Annotated in this window: 20 protein-coding genes; 9 read left to right on the forward strand and 11 right to left on the reverse strand. The window is 70.1% G+C overall.

Translation table 11 applies throughout. The features are described 5' to 3' along the window. Positions 1–81 precede the first annotated feature (81 nt). The gene (locus B9Y95_RS10235) at positions 82–1,209 is read left to right on the forward strand and encodes an acyltransferase family protein (RefSeq protein ID WP_085511794.1); all 1,128 of its coding nucleotides are present in this window, start codon (positions 82–84) and stop codon (positions 1,207–1,209) included. A gap of 15 nt (positions 1,210–1,224) precedes the next feature. Here B9Y95_RS10235 and pip read toward each other — a convergent pair whose 3' ends face one another. The 4 genes from pip to recQ form a co-directional block, all read right to left on the reverse strand. Further along, positions 1,225–2,184: a prolyl aminopeptidase gene (gene pip / locus B9Y95_RS10240; RefSeq protein WP_085511795.1), complete on the reverse strand. Its 960-nt coding sequence runs from the start codon at positions 2,182–2,184 to the stop codon at positions 1,225–1,227. Positions 2,185–2,249: 65 nt separating this feature from the next. Next, the gene (ypfJ, locus tag B9Y95_RS10245) at positions 2,250–3,137 is read right to left on the reverse strand and encodes a KPN_02809 family neutral zinc metallopeptidase (protein ID WP_085511796.1); all 888 of its coding nucleotides are present in this window, start codon (positions 3,135–3,137) and stop codon (positions 2,250–2,252) included. Positions 3,138–3,227: 90 nt separating this feature from the next. Further along, on the reverse strand, positions 3,228–5,309 hold the full coding sequence (locus B9Y95_RS10250) for an acyl-CoA dehydrogenase family protein (protein WP_085511797.1): 2,082 nt from the start codon (positions 5,307–5,309) through the stop codon (positions 3,228–3,230). A gap of 161 nt (positions 5,310–5,470) precedes the next feature. Next, on the reverse strand, positions 5,471–7,474 hold the full coding sequence (recQ, locus tag B9Y95_RS10255) for a DNA helicase RecQ (RefSeq protein WP_085511798.1): 2,004 nt from the start codon (positions 7,472–7,474) through the stop codon (positions 5,471–5,473). A 209-nt stretch (positions 7,475–7,683) separates the two neighbouring features. Between recQ and B9Y95_RS10260 the strand changes: the two genes are divergently transcribed. Continuing rightward, on the forward strand, positions 7,684–8,340 hold the full coding sequence (locus tag B9Y95_RS10260) for a fasciclin domain-containing protein (RefSeq protein WP_079705110.1): 657 nt from the start codon (positions 7,684–7,686) through the stop codon (positions 8,338–8,340). A gap of 711 nt (positions 8,341–9,051) precedes the next feature. Here B9Y95_RS10260 and B9Y95_RS10265 read toward each other — a convergent pair. The 5 genes from B9Y95_RS10265 to B9Y95_RS10285 all read right to left on the reverse strand — a co-directional run bounded on the left by B9Y95_RS10265 (position 9,052) and on the right by B9Y95_RS10285 (position 13,092). Next, positions 9,052–9,708, reverse strand: a complete 657-nt coding sequence (locus tag B9Y95_RS10265) for a copper resistance CopC family protein (protein ID WP_085511799.1) — start codon at positions 9,706–9,708, stop codon at positions 9,052–9,054. Continuing rightward, on the reverse strand, positions 9,708–10,475 hold the full coding sequence (locus tag B9Y95_RS10270; RefSeq protein WP_085511800.1) for a YcnI family copper-binding membrane protein: 768 nt from the start codon (positions 10,473–10,475) through the stop codon (positions 9,708–9,710). The genes B9Y95_RS10265 and B9Y95_RS10270 overlap by 1 nt, the downstream gene beginning before the upstream one ends. 143 nt (positions 10,476–10,618) lie before the next feature. Further along, positions 10,619–11,233, reverse strand: a complete 615-nt coding sequence (locus tag B9Y95_RS10275) for a hypothetical protein (protein WP_085511801.1) — start codon at positions 11,231–11,233, stop codon at positions 10,619–10,621. Positions 11,234–11,497: 264 nt separating this feature from the next. After that, positions 11,498–11,926: a DUF3592 domain-containing protein gene (locus B9Y95_RS10280; RefSeq protein WP_143736438.1), complete on the reverse strand. Its 429-nt coding sequence runs from the start codon at positions 11,924–11,926 to the stop codon at positions 11,498–11,500. Between the two features lie 47 nt (positions 11,927–11,973). Beyond that, entirely contained in the window at positions 11,974–13,092 is a 1,119-nt protein-coding gene (locus tag B9Y95_RS10285) for an AI-2E family transporter (RefSeq protein WP_079705105.1), read from the reverse strand. A gap of 118 nt (positions 13,093–13,210) precedes the next feature. Between B9Y95_RS10285 and B9Y95_RS10290 the strand changes: the two genes are divergently transcribed. The 5 genes from B9Y95_RS10290 (at position 13,211) to B9Y95_RS10310 (ending at position 18,571) form a co-directional block, all read left to right on the forward strand. Next, positions 13,211–14,161 carry a pirin family protein gene (locus B9Y95_RS10290; RefSeq protein WP_085511803.1) on the forward strand — a complete coding sequence of 317 codons (951 nt, stop codon included), beginning with the start codon at positions 13,211–13,213 and terminating at the stop codon, positions 14,159–14,161. Between the two features lie 113 nt (positions 14,162–14,274). After that, entirely contained in the window at positions 14,275–14,856 is a 582-nt protein-coding gene (locus B9Y95_RS10295) for an ECF transporter S component (RefSeq protein ID WP_079705103.1), read from the forward strand. Then, the gene (locus B9Y95_RS10300; RefSeq protein ID WP_085511804.1) at positions 14,857–16,605 is read left to right on the forward strand and encodes an ABC transporter ATP-binding protein; all 1,749 of its coding nucleotides are present in this window, start codon (positions 14,857–14,859) and stop codon (positions 16,603–16,605) included. Next, positions 16,602–17,432 (forward strand): energy-coupling factor transporter transmembrane component T family protein, encoded by an 831-nt coding sequence (locus tag B9Y95_RS10305; RefSeq protein WP_085511805.1) that lies wholly within the window; start codon positions 16,602–16,604, stop codon positions 17,430–17,432. The genes B9Y95_RS10300 and B9Y95_RS10305 overlap by 4 nt, the downstream gene beginning before the upstream one ends. 47 nt (positions 17,433–17,479) lie before the next feature. Further along, positions 17,480–18,571, forward strand: coding sequence for an Rv2578c family radical SAM protein (locus B9Y95_RS10310; RefSeq protein WP_085511806.1), 1,092 nt, complete (start codon positions 17,480–17,482; stop codon positions 18,569–18,571). Positions 18,572–18,639: 68 nt separating this feature from the next. Here the strand turns inward: B9Y95_RS10310 and B9Y95_RS10315 are convergent, their stop codons facing one another. Further along, the gene (locus B9Y95_RS10315) at positions 18,640–19,062 is read right to left on the reverse strand and encodes a GNAT family acetyltransferase (protein WP_085511807.1); all 423 of its coding nucleotides are present in this window, start codon (positions 19,060–19,062) and stop codon (positions 18,640–18,642) included. Between the two features lie 67 nt (positions 19,063–19,129). Between B9Y95_RS10315 and B9Y95_RS10320 the strand changes: the two genes are divergently transcribed. Then, positions 19,130–20,647 (forward strand): carboxylesterase/lipase family protein, encoded by a 1,518-nt coding sequence (locus B9Y95_RS10320; protein WP_085511808.1) that lies wholly within the window; start codon positions 19,130–19,132, stop codon positions 20,645–20,647. A gap of 93 nt (positions 20,648–20,740) precedes the next feature. Here the strand turns inward: B9Y95_RS10320 and B9Y95_RS10325 are convergent, their stop codons facing one another. Continuing rightward, the gene (locus B9Y95_RS10325) at positions 20,741–23,149 is read right to left on the reverse strand and encodes a DEAD/DEAH box helicase (RefSeq protein ID WP_085511809.1); all 2,409 of its coding nucleotides are present in this window, start codon (positions 23,147–23,149) and stop codon (positions 20,741–20,743) included. A 244-nt stretch (positions 23,150–23,393) separates the two neighbouring features. Here B9Y95_RS10325 and B9Y95_RS10330 point away from each other — a divergent pair, with 244 nt between their 5' ends. Then, positions 23,394–25,256 (forward strand): glycoside hydrolase family 15 protein, encoded by a 1,863-nt coding sequence (locus B9Y95_RS10330; RefSeq protein ID WP_268808563.1) that lies wholly within the window; start codon positions 23,394–23,396, stop codon positions 25,254–25,256. The last annotated feature ends 45 nt before the right edge of the window (positions 25,257–25,301 follow it).

The following is a 25,301-nucleotide window of genomic DNA, read 5'->3' on the forward strand; positions in this document are numbered from 1 at the left end:
GTTGCCCCCCGCGCCCTGCTACCGTTGCAGGACGCTTCAGGTCCGGTTCACCCGAACGACCGACCATCAGGGGGATCAGTCATGCCCGCGCTTCCTCGCTCGAAATACGACGGTATTCAGACGCTGCGGTTCGTCGCTGCGCTGCTCGTCGTCATCACGCACTCGACGTTCTACGCGAGCGAGCGCCTCGGCGCCGGTACGGACACCTGGCATTTCGGCGAGGTCGGCGTCGACATCTTCTTCGTGATCAGCGGGTTCGTCATGATGATCTCCGCAGGCAGTTTGGCGGGGACGCGCGACGGGTGGAAGTTCTTCGGTATGCGGCGACTCGTCCGCATCGTGCCGATGTACTGGCTCGCGACCACGGTCAAACTAGCGACGCTCATCGTCATCCCTTCGGCCGTCCTGCATGCAAGCCTCAATCCGGGGACGACCGTCCTCTCGTACCTGTTCCTCCCCTCGCGCAACGAAGCGGGCCGTATCGAGCCGCTGCTCGGCGTCGGTTGGACGCTGACCTTCGAGATGTTCTTCTACGTCGTCTTCACCATCGCCCTGCTCGTCCGGGCGAAGCCCATCGTGTTCTGTGGGGCGATCCTCTCTGCGGCCGCGGTCGGCTCGGCGTTCCGAGCCGACGACTGGCCGGCGGCCACGGTGTACCTGAACGCCATCGTCCTGTACTTCCTCGTCGGGATGGTGATCGGGCAGTGGACCAAGGACCGTTCCCTCAAGCGACTCGCTGCCTGGCTCGGCTACATCGTCGCTCTGTGGGCGGTCATCCCGTTCCTCGACGGCTCCTATTCGGCCGGCGACGCGCAGGGGCTCCTCCGGCACCTCGGCGTCGCGGCGCTCCTCCTCGCCGTGGCCGCGGCCGAGCCGTGGATCGGTGGCCGGATCCCTCGGCCGCTGATCTTCATGGGCGACGCGTCATACAGCCTGTACCTGTTCCACCCGCTCATCGCACCGATCGTGCCGGTCGTGCTCGCGAAGATCAGCTTCCCCTCGGCACCGCTATCGGTGATCCTGTCGATCATCGTCGTGACGGCGGCCGCTGCACTGATCTTCCGGTTCGTCGAACGTCCGATCACGCGCGCGTTGCAGGACCGTTTGCCCTATGTGCGTCGCCACCGAGCCGCGACGATCGAGCCTGCGCCCGTCCCCGACACTGGCTCAGTTGAGCGACCGGTCTCTGAGCCCACACCCGGTCCCTGAGCCTGTCGAAGGCCCTCAGTCCTTCGCGAAGCGGTCCGTCGCGTCGATGAGTGCCGACAGGATGCCCGGCTCGTCGAAGGCGTGCCCCGCGTCGGGGACGATCGTGAAGTCCGCTTCCGGCCAGGCCTGGTGCAGGTCCCACGCGGTGAAGACCGGGGTGCACATGTCGTAGCGGCCCTGGACGATCACGCCGGGGACCCCGGCGAGCTTGCCGGCGTCGCGGATGAGCTGCTCGGGTTCGAACCAGCCCTTGTTCGTGAAGAAGTGGTTCTCGATGCGCGCGAACGCCACCGCGAAGTGCGGGTCGGTGAACCGGGCGACGGTCTCCTCCTGCGGGAGCAGGGTGATCGTCGACGACTCCCATCGCGACCAGGCGACGGCCGCCGGTCCGTGGACGGCCGGGTCCTCGTCGAACAGGCGACGGTGGTAGGCCTCGATGAGGTGACGGCGCTCGTCGACCGGGATCGGCTCGAGGTAGCTCTCCCACAGGTCGGGGAAGACCGCGGAGGCACCGCCCTCGTAGAACCAGTCGAGCTCGGCGTCGCGCAACGTGAAGATACCCCGGAGCACGAGCTCGGTGACGCGCTTCGTGTGCTTCTGCGCGTACGCGAGCGCGAGGGTCGAGCCCCAGGACCCGCCGAACACCATCCAGCGCTTGATCTTCAGCGCCTTCCGGAGCACCTCGAGGTCGGCGACGAGGTGCCAGGTGGTGTTCGTCGACAGGTCGGCTGCCGGGTCGCTCGCGTGCGGGGTGCTCCTACCGCAGCCGCGCTGGTCGACGAGGACGATGCGGTACCGCTTCGGGTCGAAGAGCCGACGGTGGATCGGACTCGTCGCGCCGCCCGGGCCACCGTGGAGGAACACGACGGGCTTGCCGTCGGGGTTGCCGGAGGTCTCCCAGTACAGCGACTGCCCGTCGCCGACGTCGAGCATGCCGGTCTCGTACGGCTCGATCTCGGGATACGGCTCACCCATACGGTCCACTTCCTCCTGTGTTCACGACACGTGTCTCATCTAGCATGCCGCACCCGGCCCACCGGTCAGAGCTGGTCGGCCGACACGGAGAAGGTGTCGCACGCGGATGGACCGGACTGGTAGCCGGTCATGAACCAGCGCTGGCGCTGTTCGGCGGAACCGTGGGTCCACGCCTCGGGGTTCACCTGGCCGGTCGCGGCCTCCTGGATGCGGTCGTCACCGACGGCCGCCGCGGCGCTCAGCGCGTCGTCGATCTCCTGCTGGGTCACCGGCTTCAGGAAGGCGACCCCCTTCGCGTCCTCCGTGTCGGACGCCGCGGCGACCCACGCGCCGGCGAAGCAGTCGGCCTGCACCTCGATGCGGACGGAGTCGGAGGCTGGACCCGTGCCGCTGCGGTCGGCGCGGTCCATGATGCCGGTGAGCGCCTGGATGTGGTGACCCCACTCGTGGGCGACGACGTACATCTCGGCGAGCGGTCCGCCCGAGGCGCCGAATCGGTCGCGCAGTTCGGCGTAGAAGCTGGTGTCGATGTAGATGGTCTGGTCCGGCGGGCAATAGAACGGGCCGGTGGCGCTCGTGGCGGCACCGCAACCCGTGTTCGTCTGCTGGTCGAAGATGATGAAGTCGGCCGGCGAGGTGTAGTCGACGCCGAGCGCGGGCAGCTCCTCGGCCCAGTAGGCGTCGAGTGACGAGTAGGCACCGCCCATGCGGCAGTCGACGTTCGCGTTCGCGTCGGCACCGGTCTGGCACTCGTCAGAGAGCTGGCTCTCCTCCTGCTGGCCCCCGCCGACACCACCGCCACCGAGGATGCCCGAGACGTCGACCCCGAGGAACTGCGAGATGAGGGCGATCACGATGACGCCGACCGCGCCGCCACCGACGGCGATGCCGGTCGTGCGGCCCCGTCGCTTGACCTTGTTCCCGCTGATGTCGGCGTTGTCGTTGAACGTCATGTCGGCACCCTATCGCGCAGCGCGAGGTGAGGCATATCGTCGCCGGACCCTTGCGCCGACGACGAAATGCCTCCTCTCAACCGGCTGCGGTCAGCGGGACTTCTTGGAGAGCGTCTTCTCGTCGACGGGTGCGTCGCCCGAAGCGCGGAGGGCGGCGAAGTAGTCGGCGGCCTCCTGCTGGCGCTGCGCCTCCTGGCCGGTCGCGATGGGTGCGCGCACGTGCTCGGGCGCGAAGCCGAAGGCCTCGACGAGGTCGAGGGCGTGCGGTCGCAGCCGGGCGATGAGGCGGTCGACGTACGCGCTGACGGCCTGGCCGCGCTGCGGCGAGAGGCGCCCGTGGATCAGGTACCAGGCGAGGTGCTTCTCGATGAGCGAGAGCCCGAAAAGGTCGTGCACCCAGGTCAGCACCTGCTTGGTCCCGGGGTCCTGGATCTGCTCGACGCCCTCGGTGAACGCTTCCCACTGCAGAAGCTCGCCGTGGGCGCGTGCGGCCTCGATGAGCTCGTTCTGGTGCGCGTTGAAGAGGTCGGACGCGGCCTGCTTCGACAGCTTGTTCGCGCCGCGCAGCTTCGTCGCGACCTCGGCGATCATCGACTCGACGCGCTCCGTCAGCAGCTCGCGCTGGACGTTCGTGTCGCGCAGCTGGCTCACCGAGCGTGCCGTGGAACCGAAGTCCTTCACGGTCTGTGCGAGGCTCCGGAGTCCGCTGCTGTGCACGGCGCGGTCGGTCGCCTGCTCGACGACGTAACGGGCGAGCGCACCGGCGTCGACCTTCGCGAACTTCCGGCTGTAGTCGGTGAGGAGACGCTTGGCGACGAGCTGCAGCAGCACGTTGTTGTCGCCCTCGAACGTCGCGTAGACGTCGAGGTCGGCGCGCAGACCGGTGAGGCGGTTCTCCGCGAGGAAGCCGTTGCCACCGCACGCCTCCCGCGCCTCCTGGAGCGTGTCGAGCGCGTGCCAGGTCGACAGCGGCTTGAGGGCCGCCGCGAGCGTCTCGAGGTCCTGACGGTCGTCGTCCGAGTCGGCCTTGCCGCTGAACACCTCGTCGAACTTCACGAGCAGCCGGTCGTGGGCGAAGATCTGCGCGTACGTCGTCGCGAGGCGCGGCAGGAGCCGGCGCTGGTGGCGCTGGTAGTCGAGGATGACCTCCTCCTGGGTGTCGCTGCCCGCGTTGAACTGCCGACGCTCGCTGCCGTAGGTGATCGCGATCTGCAGGGCGAGGGCGGAGGCCGACGTCGCGGCTCCGTCGAGGGACACCCGGCCCTGGACGAGCGTGCCGAGCATGGTGAAGAAGCGTCGCCCGGGGCTCTTGATGGGCGAGGAGTAGGTGCCGTCCTCGGCGACGTCGCCGTAGCGGTTGAGGAGGTTGGTGCGCGGCACGCGGACGCCGGTGAAGTGCAGCCGGCCGTTGTCGATGCCGTTGAGCCCACCCTTCAGGCCGTCGTCCTCGCCGCCGATCCCGGGGAGGAATGCGCCCTCGTCGTCGCGGATGGGCACGTAGAAGCAGTGCACGCCGTGGTTCACGCCGTCCGTGATGAGCTGCGCGAACAGGGTCGCCGCCTTGCCGTGCACGGCCGCGTTGCCGAGGTAGTCCTTCCACGCCGCACGGAACGGCGTGTCGATGACGAACTCCTGGGTCTCCGGATCGTACGTCGCGGTCGTCGCGATCGAGGCGACGTCGGAGCCGTGACCGGACTCCGTCATCGCGAAGGCACCGGGGACGTCGAGGTTCATCGCGCCGGGCAGGAACGCGTCGTGGTGCGGCTCGGTGCCGAGGTGCAGGATCGCCGCACCGAACAGGCCCCACTGGACGCCGGACTTGATCTGGAGGGACGGGTCCGCGAGGACGAGCTCCTCGAACCCGGCGATGTTGCCACCGTGGTCGTCGGCACCGCCGAGGCGCTTCGGGAACGCCTTGAGCACCTGACCGTTCTCGACGAGGAGCTTCAGCTGGTGGAAGACGCGGTCGCGGTGGTCGTCCATCGACTGGCCCTCGATCCGCTGCATCTCGGGCTTGGCGGCGAGCGCACGCGACGCGAGACGGGCCTCCGGCCAGGTGCCGAGCAGCTGGTGCGCGAGCGCCGGGACGTCGATCCGCGCGTCGGACGGCGCCACCTCGACCGTCGCTGCCGTGGTACCGCTGACGCTCGTCCGGATCGCTGTGTCGACCATCGCTGTGTCCTGCCTTTCACCCATGAAAACCTCCCACAATGGTAGGACTGTCATAACGATGGGTGAAAGCGCCTGTGGGATGTGGACAAGGGCCCGCCCGATCGTCGTCGATCGACTTGGTCCTCCCCCACAGCTGTCGCAGCTCGCTCCCAGGAGCGGCGTCAGGCGTTGGCGGCGACGACCTCGATGAGCGCCTGTCCGTACGCGTCGAGCTTCTTCGCGCCGATGCCGCTGATGCCGTCGAGCGCACCGAGCGAGTCGGGCTTCGCCGTCGCGACCTCCCGCAGCGTCGCGTCGCCGAAGACGATGTAGGCGGGGACGCCCTGCTCCTTCGCGACCCCGGCGCGCCAGGCACGCAGGGCCTGGAACAGCTCGGCCGCGGCGGGCTCGAGCTCGGCGTTCGCGCTCGACGAGCGGGAGGATGACCTCGACGAGGAGCGGGCGGCACGTTCCGGCTCGCGACGCATGGCCACCGGCCGGTTCCCGGCGAGCACCTCGGCGCTCCCGTCGGTGAGGCCGAGCGTGCCGTACTCGCCGACGGTGGCCAGGAGGTCGCGTGCGAGCAGCTGACGGACGACGCCGCGCCACTCCTGGTCGCTGAGGTCCTCGCCGATGCCGAAGGTCGCGAGTTCGTCGTGCCGCTGCTGAGCGACGCGGTCGGTCCGCTTGCCGCGGAGGATGTCGATGATCTGCCCCGCGCCGAAGGACTGGTTGCGCTCGCGCTTCAGGCGCACGATCGTCGAGAGGAGCTTCTGCGCCGGCACGGTGCCGTCCCAGGTGACCGGGGGTTCGAGACAGGTGTCGCAGTTGCCGCACGGCGTGGAGGGTTGGCCGAAGTAACGCAGCAGGTTGACCCGGCGGCAGTCGACGGTCTCGCAGAGGGCCAGCATCGCGTCGAGGTGGGCGCTGAGGTTGCGCTGATGCGCGAGGTCGCCCGGCGACTCGGCGATCATGCGCCGCTGCTGGACGACGTCCTGCAGGCCGTAGGCGAGCCAGGCGATGGACGGCTCGCCGTCGCGCCCCGCACGGCCCGTCTCCTGGTAGTAGCCTTCGACGCTCTTCGGGAGGTCGACGTGGGCGACGAAGCGGACGTCCGGCTTGTCGATGCCCATGCCGAAGGCGATGGTCGCGACGACCACGACGCCGTCCTCGCGGAGGAAGCGTGACTGCGCAGCTGCTCGCACGGAGGCGTCGAGTCCGGCGTGGTACGCCACGGCGTCCACCCCGTTGTCGCGCAGGAGCTGCGCCGTCTGCTCCACCGTCTTGCGGCTCAGGCAGTAGACGATCCCGGCGGTGCCGGCCGGCTGCTCCTTCACGAACGCGACGAGCTGCTTACGGACCTCGTTCTTGCCGACGATCCGGTACTGGATGTTCGGGCGGTCGAAACTCGAGACGAAGTGCTTGGCCTCACCGAGGTGGAGCCGCTGCGTGATCTCCTGGTGTGTCGCGTCGGTGGCGGTCGCGGTGAGCGCGATGCGCGGGACGTCGGGCCAGCGTTCGGCGAGCTCACCGAGCATGAGGTAGTCGGGACGGAAGTCGTGCCCCCACTGCGACACACAGTGCGCCTCGTCGATCGCGAGCAGGGCGATGGTGCCCTGGCCGAGGAACCGCCGGGTCGCCTCCGAGCTCAGGCGCTCCGGCGCGACGTAGAGGAGGTCGAGCTCGCCGGCGAGGTAGGCCTGTTCGACCCGGGAACGCTCAGCGGGATCCTGCGTCGAGTTGAGGAACGCGGCGCGGACGCCGACGGCGAGGAGTGCGTCGACCTGGTCCTGCATGAGCGCGATGAGCGGGGAGACGACGATGCCGGTGCCCGGTCGGAGCAGGGCGGGGATCTGGTAGCAGAGGCTCTTGCCCCCACCCGTCGGCATGAGGACGACCGCGTCGCCGCCGCCGGCGACCTGCTCGATGATCTGCTGCTGTTCGCCACGGAACGCGTCGTACCCGAAGACGGAGTGGAGTGCCTCCTGCGCCGTGGCGAACTTCTGGCCGGCCGCACGGACGGCCACCGGAGGCGCAGTGCGCGGAGCGGCTGGAGCGGACGCGACCGCTCCACTCCCCCACGCGACACCACCGCCGAGGTATGCGTCGTCGGGCGGTGGGGCGTCGAAGTCGTCGGGAGCGTCCGCGTCGTCCGGGATCCAGTCGGGTTCGGTGCTCCAGCTCATCCGTCGATCGTAGCCGCAGCAGCTGACACCCCGGTGCCCCTCCACAGGAACGGATCCGAAGAATTTCGCTCCTCTTAATGCGCGACCCCGTCCGACACGCGATCGGATCTTTTTCCAAACCACCCCCGTGGGGGCTCCGAAGTGTCATCGAGGGCCGGTTCTGAGAGGCACTCGAACAGCCGGTCCAAACCTCATCAAAGGAGAATCACATGCGTACCATCAAGCGAAACCACATGGCAGTGCTCGCACTCGCCGCCGTCGCGACCTTCGGCCTCGCAGCCTGTTCCAGCGGCTCCAGCTCCGACAGCGGTTCCTCGATGGAGCCGAGCTCCGCTCCCACCGAGTCGATGGCTGCAGACCCCGCAGCGGACCTCGTCGGCTCGGGCTGCGCCGCCTACGCTGACGCCGTCCCGGACGGTGCTGGCTCCGTCGCCGGCATGTCGGCCGACCCCGTCGCCGTCGCCGCGTCCAACAACCCGCTGCTGACCACGCTCACCGCTGCGGTCTCCGGCCAGCTGAACCCCGACGTCAACCTCGTCGACACGCTGAACGGCTCCGAGTTCACCGTCTTCGCCCCGGTCGACGACGCGTTCAAGAAGATCGACGCCGCGACGATCGACAGCCTCAAGACGCCTGAGGGCGCTGCGACGCTGACCTCGATCCTCACGTACCACGTGATCCCCGGCCAGATCGCTCCGTCCGACATCGACGGTGAGCAGACCACTGTCGAGGGTGGAACCGTCAAGGTCGAGGGCTCGGGTGACAACATCACCGTCAACGGTGCCAAGGTCATCTGCGGTGGCGTCAAGACCGCCAACGCGACCGTGTACCTCATCGACTCGGTGCTGATGCCGCCGGCAAAGTAGCCGACCGCGGGTTCACCCGCACGCTACACCGGTAACAACCGAACAGCCCCGTCATCCTCTCGAGGATGGCGGGGCTGTTGCGTTGTGTCGGGACCGGAACCCGCTCGCCGGAACCTCCCCCGATCACTGAGCCTGTCGACGTGCCCACGAGACGCCCTTCGACAAGCTCAGGGACCGGAACGTGTCACCTCCCCCGGTCACTGAGCCTGTCGAAGTGCCCACAAAACGCCTCGCGAGCCGAAAGCACCATCGACCGGACCACCCTTCGACAAGCTCAGGGACCGGACGGGATGGCGCTCAGGGACCGGACGGTGTCACCTCCCCCGGTCACTGAGCCTGTCGAAGTGCCCACAAGACCCCTCGCGAGCCGAAAGCACCATCGACCGGACCACCCTTCGACAAGCTCAGGGACCGCAGGGTGTCACCTCCCCCGGTCACTGAGCCTGTCGAAGTGCCCACGAGACGCCTCGCGAGCCGAAACCACCATCGACCGGACCACCCTTCGACAAGCTCAGGGACCGGACGGGATGGCGCACAGGGACCGAAGCGTGTCACCTCCCCCGGTCACTGAGCCTGTCGAAGTGCCCACAAGACGCCTCGCGAGCCGAAAGCACCATCGACCGGACCACCCTTCGACAAGCTCAGGGACCGGACGGGGTGGCGCACAGGGACCGGACGGAGTGCGGCCTCAGGGACCGGACGGGGTGCGGCTCAGGGCGCCGAGGTGTCCGTGCCCTGGTCGCCCGAGGTCGGCTCCGGCTTCCGCCGGGTCACGAGCAGCACGCCGATGCCGGCGATCAGGACGACGCCGATCGCGCCGACAATCCACCACACATCGCCACTGAGCCCGCCAGCGGTCGACTCCGGATCGACACCGCCCGCCTCCGACGAGGGCTCGACGGTGGAGGCGCCGCTCGTCGCGCATGCGGGCTTCGCACTCCCCGCGGCGAGTTCCTGGCCCTCGGCCGGCGCCCACTCGAAGGTGTAGCTGCCCGACAGCGGGTGGCCGTCGGTCGAGACGAGCTGCCAGACGACGGTGTACTCGCCGGCCTGCCCGAGCTGCAGCGGCATGACGAGTGCAGGACCGTTCACCGCTGCGCATGCGGTGCCGTAGTACAGTCGCTCGTCGCCCGGGCCGGTCACCTGGATCTGGTTGGACTGGCCGGCATCCCCGAGGTCGAGCAGGTTGTCGTTCGTCGTGATGACGAGCTGCTCCGGCTGCTCCGAGATCGTCGACCCCTCGGCCGGCGTCGTCGAGATGATGCTGTTGTGCGCTGAGGCCGGCTGGGCCACGGCGAGCACCGCTGCGACCGCGAGGAACGCGGTCGCAGCGGTGCCGACGAGACGACGACGACGGGAGACCGTCATCAGGCCTGGCGCTTCGCGTCGGACGCTGCGCGGCGTGCGGAGGCAGCGATGACGATGCCGGCGGCACCGACGACGAGACCGGCGATGCCGAGCACGCGGCCCAGCACGTCGGTGGTGCCGGCGTCGGTCGCGGCGGCGGCCTCGGTGTGGTCGCCGTCACCGTCGTCGTCCATGGCAGCGCCACCGTGGTGGTCGCCGGCCTCGGCAGCGGTCACGACGACGACGGGCGCCGGTGACTCGAGGTCGTCCTCGGTCTGACCGTCCTTCGCGACGTCGGTCCAGTCGGTCTGGCCGACCTCGCACGTCTGCGTCACCGGGAAGACGAGGGTCTTGCCCTCGGCGTCGGCCGGCAGCTGGACCTGGAAGGAGACGGTGTCGCGGTAGCCGTCGGCGAGCGGCGTCTTGGCCGTGTAGACGACCGTGCCGACGCGCTCGGCGAGCTGCTCACCGTGACTGTCGGTGATGGGCTTCGCGAGCGGGGCCATCTGCTTGTCGATGGTCCAGTTCGGGTTGACCGTCGGCGTCACGGCGTTGATCTCCTCGGGGATCTCGAAGGAGAGGCTCGTCGTGGGCGAGCCGTCGCAGCCGTGACCGACGGCGAAGCTCAGCACCGTGTACGAGCCGGCGGCGGTGGAGGTCGGCGTGACGCTGACGTGGGCGCTGGCGGCGAGCGGTGCACCGACCGCGAGGAGCGCTCCGGCGCCGATGGCGACGGCACCGAGCACGGCGGGCTTGCGGAAGGTGGGGCGGGGGGTGGTTGCGTTCATGATCGTCCTGTCGACTGATCCGCACGGCGTCGAGCGTGCGGAAGGGGGTGGCTCACGCCGGATGGCGCGCCGAAGGGTGCTGCTGCGTCGGGGCCGCCCCGGCCACGCACGGCACCCGTCCCGGTCGGAGGGTGGTGCGTCGGTCAGGCGGCGGCGAGCGCCGGCGGACCTCGGTGTCGCAGGTGGAGCAGGACCACCCCGATGTTGCGGGGACGACGGTTGACGCGGACCCAGCGCACCCGACGGGGCGCGGGGACGAGGTGCTTCGGTGCGGCACGGCGGGCGAGGATCCGGACGGTCAGGGCGGCGAGCGCGGCGAGCGTCGCGCGTTCGGCGAACAGGATGGCTGCGATGGTCGCGACGGCCGCGACGAGGTGCGCCGCCCACATCGTCGTGTCGCCGTGGGTGTGCGCCGCGGTGACGCCGCCGGTCGCGAGTTCGACGACCCCGTGCCGGTGCCAGTTCGCGGGGCCGGTCGCACCGCCGGATGCGACCGTGGCGCTGACGGTGCTCGGGACGAGGGTGAAGAGCGCGTGGTACCCGAGCTGGCTCACGAGCACGGAGGCGACGACCCCGACCGCGGTGATGCGGCGGCCGGCGAGGAGGACACAGACCAGGACGGCGAAGGTGCCACCGACCAGGAGCACGAACGCGGACGGTGCGGCGGCCCCGCCGATCGTGTGAGAGAGGGCGGCGGCGAAGGTGGCGAACGCGGCTGCGGCGGTGCCGCGGGCGACACGGGCCCACCGTTCCGTCATGCGATGCCTCCGGGAGAGCGAGCGGACCAGGTGTCGACGCTCGTGCTGACAGCCTACCCGAGCGGTGGTCGCCCTTCGACAGGTGGCCAGGACGATCGGAGCCCGGACCAGGGGGTCACTCGGGGGCATTTCGACAGGCTCGACGACCGGGAGGATGGCCCTTCGACAGGCTCAGGGACCGGGGAAAAGGTACTCAGTGACCGAGGAAGAGGTACTCAGGGACCGAGGAAGAGGTACTCAGGGACCGGAAGGAGGAGCGGGTGCTCAGGCCCCGGTGTCGGCGACGAACAGCAGCACGATGGAGGCGATGGAGCAGACGACGCCGATGCCGAACGTCACGCCGAAGAGCAGGCGGAGTGCCCTCGTATGGTCGGCCGTCCGGCGGAAGCGTGCGCGCGACGGTTCCCGGCGGGCGTAGAAGACGTTCGGCTCCTCGGGGTCGCGCAGGGCGTCGAACTCCGCATCCGTGACGGGTCGTGAGTACAGCTCGGCCGCCTCGGTCATCCAGCGGACCTCGCGCCCCTGCCCGCCGTCCGCGTCGTCCGGCAGGTCCACGATGACCCCGTGCGTCTCCACCCAGCTGCCGTCCGCGGCCCGCGCGATGAGCATCACGAGCAGCACGACGACGGCGCTGCCGAAGCCGATCCAGGTGAAGACCTCGAAGACGAGGCCGAGGAGATCGTGGGGGTCCACGATCACATGCTATCCGGCGAGCGGACCCACGCCCCTGACGGCCTGCCTCAGACGGACTCGGGTCGCTTCTGCCGCATGGGCTCGGCCGGCTGGTCCGGACCGTTCCAGACGCCGATGATGCCCCACGCGACCGCGGCGATCGGGACGGCGAGGACCGCGCCGACGATGCCGCCGAGGATGGTTCCGGCGGTCAGGGCGAGGAGGACGACGAGGGCGTGCAGCTTGAGCGAGCGTGCCATGACGACGGGCTGGAGGAAGTTGCCCTCGAGCTGGTTCACGAGTACGACGATGCCGACGACGATGAGGGCGGCGACCGGACCGTTGGCGACGAGCGCGACGAGGGCCGCGAGGATGCCGGCGGCGGTCGCACCGACGATCGGGATGAACGCGGTCAGGAACACGATGACGCTGAGCGGCAGGGCGAGCGGGACCCCGATGATCGCGAGGCCGATGCCGATGCCGATCGCGTCGACGGCCGCGATCGTGGCGGTGCCACGCACGTACCCGCCGAGGGTGTCCACCGTCTTGCCGCCGATGCGCTTGGCGCGGTCGTACGCGGTTCCGGTGAAGGGGCGGAGCAGGAACTCCCAGAGCCGCGGCCCGTCCTTGAGGAAGAAGAACAGGACGACGACCATGAGCACCAGGCCGGTGAGGAAGCTCGCCGTCGCGGAGACGCCGGCGAGTGCGCCGCTGCCGAACTGACTCGAGGTGAGGAAGTCGACCGCGGTCTGCTTGGCGTCCTCGATCTGCTTCTCGTCGATGTCGAACGGCAGGGTGCCGAGCCAGTCCTGCAGCTGCCCGAATCCCTTCGAGGCGGAGTCGACGAGGTCGTCCCACTGGCTGCGAACGGCCCAGACGATGAGCCACCCGATGCCGCCGAGGACGACGAGGATCGAGACGAGGGCGATCCAGGTGGCGAGGATCGACGGGAGCCCCTTCGACCGCATCCACCGCATGAGCGGGTAGATCGCCGAGGCGAGGATGAGCGCGATGACGACGGGGATCATCACGAGCGAGAGCTGGGTCAGTGCGAAGACGATCAGCGCGGCGACCGCGACGATGGCGAGCGTCTGGATGCTCCGGGTCGCGAACGTGCCGATGCGGTCGTGCCAGAGGCCGCGGGCGAGCGGCTCCGGTGCGTCCTCATGCTTGTCGAACAGGCCCATGGGATCCCCAATCTCGGCAGCGGCGGAGCCGGACGGGCCCCGCGCCCAGTCAACCACGTCGGTGCGGGCCGAGGTCAGGCCGAGCGGGAGTAGCGTTGTCCGTGATAAGGAGGCGCTCATGACGAGACTCGACGCCGACCCGGTCCCCAGCGTCTGCCACGCACCTGACGGATCCGGGACGAGACTCCTCGAGGCCCGCGAGGTCCCCCTCGGCGGCGTCCGCGGCCTGAGCGTCCATCGCACCCTCCCGCAGCGCGAGCTGCCGATGATCGGCGCCTGGTGCTTCCTCGACCGCTTCGACGAGGACCGGTCGCTGATGCGCGTCCTGCCGCATCCGCACACCGGCCTGCAGACCGTGACGTGGCCGCTCGTCGGCGACATCCGCCACCGCGACAGCGTGGGCAGCGACGTGGTCGTCCGCCCGGGCGAGCTCAACCTCATGACGAGCGGTCGAGGCGTGTCGCACTCCGAGTTCTCGGTGGGCGAGGAAGCGGCCGCCATGCACGGCCTCCAGCTGTGGGTGGCGCTCCCGGAGACCGCCGCCTCGGTGCCGGCGGCGTTCGAGCAGCACACGGACCTGCCGGTGCACCGCGCTCCAGGCTTGGAGGCGACCGTCCTCGTCGGCACGCTCGGCGGCGTGACGTCGACCGCGACCGTCCATTCGCCCCTGCTCGGTGCCGACGTGACGCTCGAAGCCGACACCGTCGTCGAGGTGCCGGTGGACCCGGCCTTCGAGCACGGCGTCCTGGTGCTCGACGGGGTGCTCGAGGTCGGCGGCGTCGAACTCGGCTCCGGCCCGTTGCTGTACCTGGCGCCCGGGTGCGATCGACTCGAGCTCCGGAGCGCGACCGGTGCCCGCTTCGTGCTCCTCGGAGGGACGCCGTTCCCGGAGGAGCTGGTCATGTGGTGGAACTTCGTCGGTCGCAGCCACGAGGACATCGAGTCCGCCCGCGAGGACTGGGAGGCGGGGTCGCCGCGCTTCGGATCGGTCGCCGGCCACGGCACGGACCGCATCCCGGCGCCGCCCCTGCCGAACGTCCGTCTGACCCCGCGCCGACGCTCGATCTGACCGCCAGGACCGGGTGCTCCGGACCCCGTTCCGGACGGTGTCCGTCGGCGTCTCGACGGGCTGATAAAGGATAGGCTGTCCTCAGGAGATCGGCTGCTCGTGAAGGTGGGCTCATGCAACGTCTGAGTACGCGACTGCTGCTGACCTGCGCCGCCATCGGCGTCGGTGGCGGCCTCGTCTTCGTCGTCTCCGGGTACGTCGGCGGCACGATCTCCGCGACCGCCCCCGTGCTCTACGGCCTCATCATCGGCGTGTACTTCCTGCCGGGCGTCGTCTCGCAGGCGCTCCTCCGACGTGGTGGTGTGGCCCTCATGACCGGGCTCACCGCCGGGCTCGTTTCCGCGGCGTTCAGCCCGCAGTGGTTCTTCCGCTACTTCGGCACCGGACTCGCGATCGGGCTCCTGCAGGAGATCCCCTTCGCCGTGTCGCGTTACCGCGTCTGGAGGGCCTGGGTGTTCTACCTGGCAGCGGGCATCGCGGGACTCGTCTTCGGCGGATCCGTGCTCGTCGTCCTCGGGATCGAGCATTTCGCACCCCTCGCCCAGACGGTCTACATCGCGCTCTTCGTCCTCAGCCCGATCGCCTTCACCGCGCTCGGGCGGGCGGTCGCAGCGGCGCTCGCGAGAGCCGGTGTGGGGCGTTCCATCGCGAAGCCGCTGCAGCGCGACCGCGGCTCGGCCGGCACGCGGGCCTGAGTGCATCCCGTACCGCCGACGCACCCCGCCACCGTCGTCCGGCGGGTGCGCATCCGTCACGACGAGCGCGAGGAGTGGACCCCGGACGACGTCTCGTTCCAGGTCTCCCCCGGTGAGGTGGTCCTCCTGCTCGGGCCGAGCGGCTCGGGGAAGTCGACGCTCGCCCTGGCCCTCAACGGCCTCGTCCCCCACGCCGTCCCGGCCGAGTTCGAGGGTGCTGTGGTCACCGGCGGGCTCGACACGGCCACGTCGACGGTCGCGCAGCTGAGCGAGCACGTTGCGATGGTGTTCCAGGACCCCGACGCGCAGATCGTCACCGGAACGGTCCTCGACGAGGTGTGCTTCGGCCCGGAGAACCTCCTGCTCCCCGCCGACGAGGTGCTGTCCCGCGCCGAACGGGCGCTCCGGCAGGTCGGGCTCTGGGAGCGCCGGACCGAGAACCCCGACCGCCTTTCGGGCGGAGGCCGACAGCGACTCGCGATCGCTTGCGCCCTGGCCATGGGGAGCGACCTCCTCGTCCTCGACGAGCCGACGGCGAACCTCGATCCGGCCGGGATCGAGGAGGTCTACGCCGCCCTCCGTTCGCTCGTCTCCGGACCAGAGGGCGCCGGGAAGCGGCACGCGATCCTGCTCGTCGAGCACAACCTCGACGCCGCCATCGACCTCGTCGACCGGGTCGTCGTCCTCGATCGCGACGGGCGACTCGCCTTCGACGGCCCGACCCGCGACGTCCTGCTCGGTCACCTCGACGAACTGCTCGAGATGGGCGTCTGGCTCCCGGTCGCGACGCTCGCTGCCCTGCGACTGCGGGAGGGCGGTGTCCTGCTGCCGGACCTCCCCCTGACACCTGCCGAGCTGACCGCCGCACTCGACGGGACCGCACTGCCGACGCCGCCGACAGCACCCGTCGCCCCGGTCACCACCGAGTCGTCGGTGGCGGTCCGCGTCGACCAGCTCAGCGTCGAACGCGGTCGCGGCCGCCGGCGCACCCCGATCCTCCACGAGGTGAGCCTCGAGGTCGGGACGGGCGACTTCCTCGCGGTGATCGGGACGAACGGTGCAGGCAAGACGACCCTGCTGCAGGCGATCGCCGGGGTGGTCCGTCCTCCCCGCGGGCGCATCGACGTCGGCGGGATCGACCCGGGGCGCAGCGACGTCCGGACGATCGCGGCACACATCGGCTTCGTCTTCCAGAACCCCGAGCACCAGTTCATCGCCCACACCGTCCACGACGAACTCGCACACGGCCTGCGGATCCGGGGCGTCGACGACACCGAGACCGAGCGGCGCGTCGACGACCTGCTGCGGCGGTTCGGCCTGGAATCCGCCCGCGACGTGCATCCGTTCCTCCTGTCCGGCGGCCAGAAGCGCCGGCTGTCCGTCGGGAGCGCCCTCATCGCCGGAGCCCCGGTGCTCGCGCTCGACGAACCGACCTTCGGTCAGGACCGGGCGCGGGCGAACGAGCTCCTGGACCTCCTCGCCGGACTCAACGCGCAGGGCACCACGGTCCTCGTCGTGACCCACGACCTCCAGCTCGTCGCCGATCACGCGAGTCACGTCGCGGTGATGGCCGGCGGTCACCTGCTCGCCCACGACACGACCGCCGCGATCCTCGGCGACGACGAGCTCCTGCGCCGCGCGGGGCTCCGCCCACCACCACTCGCCCAGGCGATGCGCTCGCTGGCGAACCACCCCGACTGGCAGCACCTGTCGAGACTCGACGACCTGCCCGGGGCGGCCGCCCGATGAGCGCCACGACGATCGACCCGTACGCCTCGAGCACGGCACCGGCCGGTCGATTCCTGTACCGGTTGAACCCGCTCGCGAAGCTCGGAGCTCCGCTCCCGGTGATGATCCTGCTCGCGTTCACGAGGGACCCGGTCACGCCGGCACTGTTCATCGCCCTCGCGGTCGTCGTCATCCTCGTCGGGGCCAGCCTGACGCGGACGGTCGCCCTCCTGCTCTTCGTGGCGCTGCCGCTCATCGTCACGATCATGTCCTTCAGCTTCGGCCTGTGGACCGACCCGAGCCGCGTCGACCAGTCCGTCCTGCTGTTCCAGGTCGGCGACTACCGGTTCTTCCTCGGGGCGCTGCTCGTCGGCCTCGCGACGGCGCTGCGACTCGCGGCCCTGCTCGTCCTCGCCTGCATCGGCGGCCTCACCTCGACCGGTCCGGAGTTCGTCCGCGCGATGATCCAGCAGCTGCACGTGCCCTACCGGATCGGGTACACGGCGCTCGCCGCTTACCGGTTCGTGCCGCGGTTCGGGCACGAGCTCGAGGTGATCCGCTCCGCCCACCGGGTTCGCGGCATGGCCGAGGGTCGCGGACCCATCGCCGCCGTCCGACGCGCCGCCGGCACCGTCGTGCCGCTGCTGGCCGGTGCCATCCGTCACGCGGAGCGGGTCGCGCTCGCCATGGACTCCCGCGCGTTCGGCGCCCATCCGCAGCGGACGGAGCGGACCCGCATCCCCTTCCGCACCCGCGACTGGTGCTTCATGGTCGCCTTCTGGCTCGTGAGCGCCGCCCTCCTGTGGTGGAGTCTCTCCGCCGGTCCCGGCCTCGTCATCCGGAACTGATCGTCCGGAGCCACCCGGACGACTCGAACATATGTTCTAATGGATGCATGCGGTGGAGCGGACAGGAACTCGGGGTTGAGACGACGTCGGCGCTGCCGGGCCTCGCGAAGCTGAACAACCTCGTGCGCAGCGTCCAGACGCCCGAGTTCGCCGGGATCACCTTCCACGAGGTGCTCGCGAAGTCCGCACTCAACCGCGTGCCCGGCCAATCGGTCATGCCGTTCGGGTGGACCATCAACCCCTATCGGGGCTGCTCGCATGCGTGCGTGTACTGCTTCGCTCGACCGACGCATTCGTATTTGGACCTCGACGCCGGGAAGGACTTCGACTCGCAGCTCATCGTCAAGGTGAACGTCGCCGAGGTCCTCGAGAAGGAGCTCGCGAAGGCGAGCTGGGGCAGGCATCCGGTGGCGCTGGGCACGAACACCGACCCGTACCAGCGCGCCGAGGGCAAGTACCGCCTCATGCCGGGGATCATCAAGGCCCTCGCCGACTCGGGGACCCCGTTCTCGATCCTGACGAAGGGCACGCTGCTCCGGCGCGACCTGCCTCTCCTGGCCGAGGTCGCTCAGCGCGTACCGGTCGACCTCGCCATGTCGATCGCCATCTCCGACGACGAGCTGCAGCAGTCGATCGAACCCGGCACCCCGACGGCGGCGGCCAGACTCGCGACCGTCCGCGCCGCTGCCGACCTCGGCTTCGACGTCGGGGTCTTCATGATGCCGATCCTCCCCTACCTGACCGACACCGTCGACCACCTCGATCTCGCCCTGTCGCGCATCCGCGAGGCCGGCGCGAGCACCGTCCTCTTCTCGACCCTGTATCTGAAGGCCGGCGTCAAACCCTGGTTCATGCAGTGGCTGTCGCGGGAGCACCCCGAGCTCGTCGAGCGATACACCTCGATGTACGCCGACGGCGCCTACGCCCCGAAGGAGTACCGGAAGTGGCTCGCGGCGCGCATCCGCCCGATGATCCGCGAGCACGGGCTCGAGCGCGGCACCGAAGACCCCGCCACCGGGGGTGTCCGCTCATCGGCGCTCGGCATGTTGCGCGACGGGTACGGCGAGCGGGCCGAGCTGCGCAAGCGCGCCCCGGAGTTCGTCACGACCGGCCTGCAGGTCCAGCCGACCCTCTTCTGACCCGCTCGTTCGCCCATTCTCGGGCGAACGAGAACTCCCTCGCCCAAGAATGGGCGAACGAAGCGGCGTCAGGCGTCGGGGATGAGCCGCTTGCTCAGCAGCGCGACCTCGTCGGTGCCGTACCCGAGCGCCTCGTAGAACCCGATCACCTGGTCGTTGCCCGTTCGGACCATGAGGTTGATCTTCGGGCACCCGAGTCCGATGAGCAGGCGTTCGGCCTCGGCCATGAGCTCCCGGCCCAGCCCGCTCCCCTGCTGGACCGGTGACACTGCGAGGTAGTGCACCCACCCGCGGTGCCCGTCGTACCCCACCATCGCCGTGCCGACGAGGGCGCCGTCGGCATCCACCGCGACGAGGAACAGCTCGGGCTGCGTCGTCGACTTGCGCTCGATGTCCTTGGCCGGGTCGTTCCATGGTCGGGTGAGCCCGACGGTGTGCCACAGGGCGATGACGGTCTCGGTGTCGAACGATGTGAAGGGACGAATCTGCATCAGCCCAGTCTTCCGCACCCGCGGCGTCGATACAGTTGGTCACCCGAGCATCGACGAACGGACCCGTATGAACATCGACCCTGGCCTGGAACCGACCGGCGAACCGATCCCTGCGCGTGACGGATCGACGCCGGTCGCTGTCACCATCGGCAGCGGCCCGATCACCGGGGTCACCGAAGCGGGTGTCTCCCGATTCCTCGGTGTCCCCTACGCGGCAGCACCGTTCGGCGACGACCGCTTCCGACTCCCCCAGCCGGTCGTCCCCTGGGAGGACGCCCGCGATGCGACCCGCCCCGGCGCGACCGCTCCACAGCCGCCCTACACCGGCGCGGTCGGCGAGCTGCTCGCGACGGTGACGGTGCCGGGCAACGAGATCCTGAACCTCAACGTCTGGACGCCGGCCGAGCGGTCGGACACCCCGCTCCCGGTCATGGTGTGGATCCACGGTGGCTCGCTCGTGCACGGCTCCAACGCGCTCGACTCGTACGACGGCACCGCGTTCGCGCGCGACGGCGTCGTCCTCGTCTCCGTCAACTACCGCCTCGGGTCCGAGGGGTTCTCGGTGCTCGACGACGTCCCGCTGAACCTCGGTCTCGCCGACCAACTCGCGGCGCTGACGTGGGTGCAGGACGAGATCGCCCGCTTCGGCGGTGACCCCGACAACGTCACCGTGTTCGGCGAATCCGCGGGCGGGGCCTCGGTCGCGGCACTCCTCGCACACCCGGACGCCTCGTCCGTGATGCGACGGGCGATCATCCAGAGCGGCCCGCTGCGCTCGGAACCCCGAGAGCGCTCCGGCCGGATCTCGAAGCTCACGGGCAAGGACCTCGGCGTGCCGACCACCAGGGCCGGCTTCCGCCGTGTGCCGCCCGAGGGACTCGTGGGGGCCCAGGAACGGGTGATGGGTGGAGGCAACCCGCTGACCGGCGGTCCGGGGTTCTCGATCACGACGTCGTCGCCCCTCGCGCCGCTGAGTCCGCTGGACGCCCTGGTGTCGGGCGGCTCCGCCGACATCCCCGTGCTCATCGGGACGACGACGGAGGAGCACCGACTGTTCCTCGTCCCGACCGGCATCGCCCGGCGGATCACGCGCCTCCAGCTGTTCGCGGCGCGGCTGCGCTTCGGGGTCAGTGCTTCGGCCGTGCGGACCTTCCGCCGCAACCGTCCGAAAGCGAAGTCCGGCGAGATCCTCGGGGCGATCGCCACCGACATCCTGCTCCGGGTCCCGCTCAATCAGCTGGCGGACGCACGCGCCGACAACGGTTCGGACACCTGGGTGTACGAGTTCGCCTGGCGGAGCCCGGTCGGCGGGGACGGCGAAGGTGAGCTCGGTGCCGCCCACGCGATGGAGATCGGCTTCGTGTTCGACCACCTCGACTCCCCGGAAGCGGTCCGCATGGCGGGCCCGTCCGCCCCGCAGTCGCTCGCGACCGCGATGCACGACGCCTGGGTCGCGTTCGCGAAGGCGGGCGACCCCGGCTGGCAGCGTTGGGACGCCACCCGCCCGGTCCGGACCTTCGACGGGGTCGACGACGCCGTCGTCCTCGCGCCGCGCGACGACGAGCGGGCGGCCCTCACCCCCTGACCCGCTGCGATCAGGCCTCCGGGGGCACGTGCCCGCGCTCGCAGGAACGCCCGCCGAGCGTGAGCTCGGCGGGCGTTCCTGATGCGGGGCGGACTACGCGGTGGCGATGTCCTCGACGAGCTGGTCGCCGGGGGCGGCGTCGTCGAACGCGGCCTCGATCTCAGCACGGTCGAGCAGTTCGGTCATCCGGCGGCGACGGGCCTTGGGGATGATCGTGACGACGCGACCGATCTTGCCGGCACGACCGGTGCGGCCGGCACGGTGCAGGTACGTCTTGTACTCGTCCGGGGCGTCGGCCTGCACGACGAGCGTGATGTCGTCGACGTGGATGCCGCGGGCGGCGACGTCGGTGGCGACGAGTACGTTGACCCGACCCGAGGTGAGCTTCTCCAGGTTGCGCGTGCGGCGCGCCTGGTTGAGGTCGCCGTGGAGCGATACGGCGGGGATGCCCGCCATGCCGAGCTGCTCCGCGAGACGCTCGGCGTACGCCCGGGTGCGGGCGAACACGAGGGTCTTCTCGGTGCGGTTGACGAGCTCCTCGATGAGGCGGTCCTTGCCCTTGTGCTCCACCACCAGCACGCGGTGGTCGATCGTGGAGGACGCCTGGTCCTCACCGGCGACCTCGTGCACCGACGGGTTCGGGAGGAACTCGTTGACGAGGGCTGCGACACCCTTGTCGAGGGTGGCGGAGAAGAGGAGCTTCTGGCCGTCGGGCGCGGTGCGACGCAGGATGCGCTGCACCGGCTCGAGGAAGCCGAGGTCGCACATGTGGTCGGCCTCGTCGAGGACGGTCACGGTGACCTGCGAGAGGTCGAGGCGACCCTGCTCGATGAGGTCCTCGATGCGACCGGGCGTGCCGACGATGATGTCGACGCCGCGCTGCAGTGCGCCGACCTGGCGACCCTGCGGGACACCGCCGTAGATCTGCGTGGTGAAGAGGCCGACGGCGCGCGCGATGGGCTGCACGGTGCGGTCGATCTGCAGGGCGAGCTCACGCGTCGGGGCGAGGATGAGGGCGCGGGGCTTGCGACCCGGCTTGCGGTTCTTGCCGCCGCCGTTCTCCATGAGCTTCTCGACGAGCGGGGCACCGAAGGCGATGGTCTTGCCGGAGCCGGTGCGGCCACGGCCGAGGACGTCGCGGCCCGCGATGACGTCCGGGATGGTCGCCGCCTGGATCGGGAACGGGCTGTCGGCGCCGAGCTCGGCGAGCGCACGGACGATGTTGCCGCCGAGGCCGAGGCTCTCGAAGGTCACACCCTCGACGTCGCCGGCCTGGATCGCGTCGGCCTCGAGGCGCTCGAGCACCACGTCGTCCTGGGGCGTGTAGGAGCCCGCGTCGCGCTTCGGGTAGTAGTCGCTGCCACGGCCGGCGTCGGACGCGCCGCGGTCGTCGAACGAGCGCTTCGGGCGGTCGTCGTAGGACCGCTTGGGGCGGTCGTCGTACGAACGCGCCGGACGCTCCTCGAAGGAACGCTTCGGACGGTCGTCGTACGAACGCGCGGGGCGGTCGGTGCGGTTCGCCTGACGCGGGTCGCCCTGACGAGCCGGGCGGTCACCGTACGAGGGACGCTCCGTGCGCTCACCCCGGTTGTGGGCGGGACGCTCAGTGCGGTCACCGTACGAGGGACGCTCCGTGCGCTCACCCCGGTTGTAGGCGGGACGCTCAGTGCGGTCACCGTACGAGGGACGCTCCGTGCGCTCACCCCGGTTGTAGGCGGGACGCTCAGTGCGGTCGCCACCACGGTTGTATGCGGGACGGTCGTTCCGGTCACCGTACGAGGGACGCTCGGACCGCTCGCCACGGTTGTACGCAGGACGCTCGGTGCGGTCGCCGCCACGGTTCGAGGACGGGCGGTCATTCCGGTCGCCGTACGAGGGACGCTCGGACCGCTCACCACGGTTGTACGCAGGACGCTCGTTCCGGTCGCCGTAGGAGGGACGCTCGGACCGCTCACCACGGTTGTACGACGGGCGCTCATTGCGGTCACCGTAAGACGGACGCTCGGACCGCTCACCACGGTTGTGCGCAGGACGCTCGTTCCGGTCGCCACCGCGGTTGTACGCAGGACGCTCGTTCCGGTCACCGTACGAAGGACGCTCAGTCCGCTCGCCACGGTTGTAGGCGGGGCGCTCGTTGCGGTCGCCACCACGGTTGTACGCGGGACGCTCGTTGCGGTCGCCACCACGGTTGTACGCGGGACGCTCATTGCGGTCGCCACCACGGTTGTACGCGGGACGCTCGTTGCGGTCGCCGCGGGGTGCGCGGTCGCCGCGCTCCTCCGACTCGAAGCGGGCGGCGCGCTCGGCGCGCTCGTCTGCGTTCCAGCGAGACTTCTGCGGCGCTCCACCGGCGTCGGGACGGTAGCCGCGGTGGCCTTCGCTCTTGCTGCCGGACTTCGCGCCGGGGCGTGAGCCGAAGGGCCGCTTGTTCTCGCCGTACTTGGACTTGGGGTCGAAGTTCTTGGCCGGGCGTTTGCCGGCGGGGGTGTTGTTCTTGGGCATGGAGAAATGCTTTCCGGGTTATAACTCGTTCGCATGAACAACCTGCATGACTCACACAGCGCCATCCGAAACCTCGGCTGCGCTGCGGCATGCTCATACCCGGGCGATCACTGGCCGGGGCCGTCCACATCATGTGTGTGTTCGCGGAGTTGTCTCCGACGAAACCGGCCCACCAGACTGACATAACCCTCCGCGGTACAAACGCGGTGTCTAGAGCCGACTCACCTACGTTACCCGATCCACCCTGAGAAGTCACGGAGCATGGCTCCCAGGCAGGCCCGCGGCGGCGTGGCAGCATGGGTGCATGCCCAGCCCCATCGAGGATTACGCCCTCATCGGTGATTGCCACACCGCCGCGCTCGTGTCGTCGGAAGGCAGCATCGACTGGCTGTGCCTCCCCCGGTTCGACTCGCCCTCGATGTTCGGTGCACTGCTCGGCACCGAGGACCACGGCTGCTGGACGGTCCGACCCGCCGACGCTCGGGCGACGGCGAGCCGCGCCTACCTCGACGACACCTTCGTCCTCGAGACCGTCTGGACGACCCCCGATGGCCAGGTGCGCGTGACCGACCTCATGCCCCACGGCGACCGCCGGGCGGATGTGGTCCGCCGGGTCGAGGGGCTCAGCGGCACCGTCGCGGTCGACGTCGAGGTGCGCCTCCGTTTCGGGTACGCCGACGCGATCCCGTGGGTGCGGCAGCTCCCGGACGGATCCGGGATCGTCGCGGTCGCCGGCCCCGACGCCGTCGTGGTCCGCGGCGTGCACCTGACGGCCTCCGATCACGCCCACTCGGCGACCGTCGAGGTCTCCGCGGGCAACACCGTCGACCTCACCCTCACCTGGTACCCCTCGCACCGCGAGGTGCCGGACCCGGTCGACGTCGGCCCGCGCATCGACCACACGATCGCCTGGTGGCGCGACTGGGCGTCCCGCTGCGACCCCGCCGCCGAGTACGAAGAGGCGGTCGTGCGGTCGCTGCTCGTCCTCCGCGCCCTCACACACGAGGACACCGGGGGCATCGTCGCCGCTGCGACCACGAGCCTGCCGGAGTCGTTCGGGGGCGTCCGCAACTGGGACTACCGCTACGTCTGGCTGCGCGACGCGTCACTGACCCTCGAAGCCCTCATGCAGCACGGCTTCACCGAGGAGGCGCACGACTGGCGCAGGTGGCTCCTCCGGGCCATCGCCGGAGACCCGAACGACCTGCAGATCATGTACGGCCTCGCCGGCGAACGCCACCTCGTTGAGGAGGAGCTCGACAGCCTCCCCGGCTACCTCGGCGCCGCCCCCGTGCGCGTCGGCAACGGTGCCTACACGCAGTACCAGGGCGACGTCTTCGGGTCCGTGATGATCGCCCTCGACGAGGCGCGCTCGGTCGGTCTCGCGGACGACGACTTCTCGTGGAGTCTCCAGCGCGCCCTGCTCGGCGTCCTCGAGGGGCACTGGAACCGTCCCGACCGCGGCATCTGGGAGGTACGGGGCGACGAGCAGCACTTCACCCACTCGCGCGCCATGATCTGGGCGGCGCTCGACCGCGGCGTCCGCGCGGTCCGCGAGCACGGCCTGGACGGCCCCGTCGAACGCTGGGAGGCCCTCCGCGAGACCCTCCGCGAGACCATCGAGCGCGAGAACGTCGACCACGCACGCGGGTGCTACGTCCAGCACGCCGGGACGACCGAGGTCGATGCGTCGCTGCTCGTCCTCGCGCAGATCGGCTACGTGGCGCCCGACGACCCGCGCATGCTCGCGACCGTGGCCGCGATCGAGGAGGACCTCCTCCAGGACGGTCTGCTCCTGCGCTACCGCACGACCAGCGGGGTCGACGGTCTGCCGGGCGACGAGCACCCGTTCCTCGCGTGCTCGTTCTGGCTCGTGCAGCAGTACGCAGCCTCGGGCCGACTCGACGACGCCCGCGAGCTGATGGACCGGCTGCTGTCCTTCCGCAACGACCTCGGCCTGCTCTCCGAGGAGTACGACGTGCAGCAGGCGCGGCAGGTCGGCAACACCCCGCAGGCGCTCTCGCACCTCACCCTCGTCCGAGCCGCCGACGCCATCGCCGCAGCCACCGCCACCCCCTCCAGCCCGCGAACTGTCACCAAACGCTAGTCACAGGCCCCGGAACTAGCCTCAAGTGACAGTTCGCGGGCAGGT

The sequence above is a fragment of the Plantibacter flavus genome (assembly GCF_900177615.1).
GTDB classification, from domain to species: Bacteria; Actinomycetota; Actinomycetes; order Actinomycetales; family Microbacteriaceae; genus Plantibacter; species Plantibacter flavus.